The organism is bacterium (assembly GCA_027622355.1).
In the GTDB taxonomy this organism is placed as follows: Bacteria; UBA8248; UBA8248; order UBA8248; family UBA8248; genus JAQBZT01.
Map to the genome: position 1 here is coordinate 1 of JAQBZT010000318.1, position 2,920 is coordinate 2,920.

Sequence of the window (2,920 nt, forward strand, 5' to 3'; positions counted from 1 at the left end):
TGGAGATGCCGGCATCATTCATGCTGCGGACGGCCTCAAGGGCGGCCAGCGCGCCCAGCGCGCCGTCGAATTTTCCGCCGTCCGGCACGGAGTCCAGGTGACTGCCCGCGAGGATGGGCGGGAGATCGTTTTCCGCGCCCTCGCGGCGGGCAAACATGTTTCCCATCTCATCGGTCGAGAGCTTCAGGCCCGCCTCCCGCACCCAGGCGGCGAAAAGATCGCGGGCCTGCTTGTCCTCATCCGAGAGCGCCAGCCGGTTCACGCCACCCCCCGGCGTCGCGCCGATGTGCGCCATCTCTTCCATGCTTTGACGCAGGCGGCCGGGATTGATTTCCACGGGTGCTCCTCTTTCAGGAAAGAAAATATTTATAGTGGCCGCAAACGTGCGCAGTCAAACTCCAGGGCGGCCCGCCGCCTCGTCCACCTTCAGGATATCGAGATAGATTCGGCGCACCTCGCTCGTCGTTCTTTCGTAGGCGGCGAGGAGCTTGCCCTGCGCGCTGCCCTCGCCGTCGTCGCGGTAGTCCAGCCTCCGGGCAAGCTTTTTCAGCTCCTCCGGCTCCTTCGGCAGAATCCGGACGGAATCGCCCCTGGCGATGCGCAAACGGCTCTCCACCCAGCGGAGGAAACGGTACGCGCTTTTCAGGGCAGTGGACTGCGCGTGCGTGAGAAGCTTTTTCCCCTCGAGGGCGCTCAGGGCCTCGTAGGTTTCGGGCCGGCGAATGGCGGGCATGGCGCCGCCGTGGCTGATCTGGAGGTATTGAACGATGAATTCGATGTCGGCGATTCCGCCGCGGCCCAGCTTGATGTCGGTGCGCTCTTCGCTTTCCCTGGCGAGCTCGCGCTCCAGGCGCTCCCGCATGTGCACCACCTCGGCGGCCAGATCGAAGTCGAGCTCCTGTCCGTAGATAAATTGGGCGGCCAGGTCGAAAAAGGCGCGCCCGACCGCTTCCGAGCCGGCGATGAACCTCGCCCGGCAAAGCGCCTGGCGTTCCCAGTTCTCGGCGCGCCCTTTGAAGTATTTGGCGAAAACCTCGAGCGGCACGACCAGGGCGCCCGACTTGCCCTCCGGCCTGAGGCGGAGGTCGACCTCGTAGGTGCGTTTTCCCAGGGCGGGGGTGGCGAGCCCTGCCCGCAGGGTGGTGGCCAGCTGGAGGAAGCGTTCATGCGCAGAAGCGGGGACCGGCGGCCCGTTTGGTGAACCGCCCGCCCTGTCCGGCGCCCCGCAGACGAACACGAGGTCGAGGTCCGAGCCGAAGTTCATCTCCCGGCTGCCGAGCTTTCCCATCCCGATGATCGCGAATTCGGCCTGCGAATCCTGTACTGATTGAAGCCCCGCCTCGGCGGCGATATATGCGGAACGTACCGTGCGCTCGGCCAGATCGGTGAGATCGGAAAGGGTTTCCATGATGCCGGATTCGCCGAGAATGCAGCGCATCCCGATGATAAGTTCCTCCTCGTGCTTGAGCGCGCAGAGCGCCTCGAACCGCTCTTCGGGCCGGCCGGGCTTTTTGGCGGCCGCCTCGAAATCGGCGTCGAGCGCCTTCTTCGGCCTCGGGGCGGTGAGAGTCTCGGCGGACAAAATGGAGTCCAGGAGCCCCGGCTGGCCGATCAGGATATCCGAGAGGTAATCGCTGTGCCCGAAAAGGCGCAGGAGCGATTCGCAGACGTTCTCCTGAGAGGTCATCAGGGAAAAAATGGCCTGGCGTCCGCCGGCCGTCTCGACAAACCGGTTGAGGTTTGCCACCGCGCGATCGGCGTCCGGCAGATCGAGCGTCAAGTAGAGAAGGCGGGGCAGGAGATCGTCGAACATTCTTTTGGCTCGGGCGCTGACGTGGGCGAAGAGCTCTCCGTTTCGAAGCAGGCGAAGCTGGGCGCTCGCCGACGCCGGGTCCGAGAAATTGTAGGGGGCGAGCTCCTCGGGCGAGAGCGAGTCTTCGAGGGTTGCGGCGCTTTCGGGCACTTCGGGCGCTTCGGGCACGGGGCTGGCGCCCTCTTGGGCGCGGCTCCGGAACAAGCCCTCGAAAACGGTGGTGACCCGGTCCTGGTGCTGCTGCAGGGCGGTTTCGAATTCCTTCAGCGCGCTCTGTTGCTCCGGCTGAAACCCCATCTTCCGCGCCAGGACGGTCTTTCCGTGAACATCCGTGGGCAGATCGTGGGTTTGGAGCCCGTGGGTCACCTGGATCCGGTGCTCGACGTCGCGCAAGAAGATGTAGGCCTCCGCGAGTGTTTGGCAGGTTTCGATGCCCATCAGGCCAAGGGCCTCTATCGCTTTTAAGGCGTCAAGGGTGCGGTGCGTCTGGAGGATGTTCTCTTTTCCGCCGTAGATGAGCTGGAACGACTGGGCGATGAATTCAATCTCCCGGATGCCGCCCTCGCCCAGCTTGATGTTCATGGCGTCCCGGGAGCGGGTGGCGAGCTTGCGGTTGATCCGGTCCTTGATGCGGCCGATTTCATCCAGGGCGCTGATGTCGAGGGTGCGCCGGTAGATAAAGGGACGAACGGCTTCGATGAACTGCTTTCCCAGGGCGGCGGAGCCGGCTGCGGGGCGGGCCTTGATCAGCGCCTGCCGCTCCCAGGTCTCTCCCCAGGATTCGTAATAGATCTCGCAGCTGCGGAGGGAGTAGGCGAGCGCTCCCTGGTCGCCCTCGGGCCGAAGGCGCATGTCAACCCGGAAGACATGGCCCTCCTCGGTGTTTTCCGACAGCATCGTGATAAGGCGGCGAGAGAGTTTGGTGAAGAATTCATGGTTTGAGGTCGGCCGCCTGGCGCCGGCGGTTTTTCCATCGTCGGAGGAATAGATGAAGAGGAGGTCGATGTCGGAGCTGAAGTTGAGCTCCTGGCCGCCGTGCTTTCCCATTGCGATGACGGCGAACTCGCTCCGGCGCCATTTCCCGTCCGAGGCCTTGTGGCGCGGTTT

General features: G+C 64.2%; 2 protein-coding genes. Both read right to left on the reverse strand.

Annotation, left to right across the window (positions count from 1 at the left end; genetic code table 11):
* On the reverse strand, positions 1-337 hold a 337-nt coding region (locus tag O2807_14105), incomplete at its 3' end, for a Zn-dependent hydrolase (protein MDA1001635.1).
* Positions 338-391: 54 nt separating this feature from the next.
* On the reverse strand, positions 392-2,920 hold a 2,529-nt coding region (gene glnE, locus O2807_14110; protein MDA1001636.1), incomplete at its 5' end, for a bifunctional [glutamate--ammonia ligase]-adenylyl-L-tyrosine phosphorylase/[glutamate--ammonia-ligase] adenylyltransferase.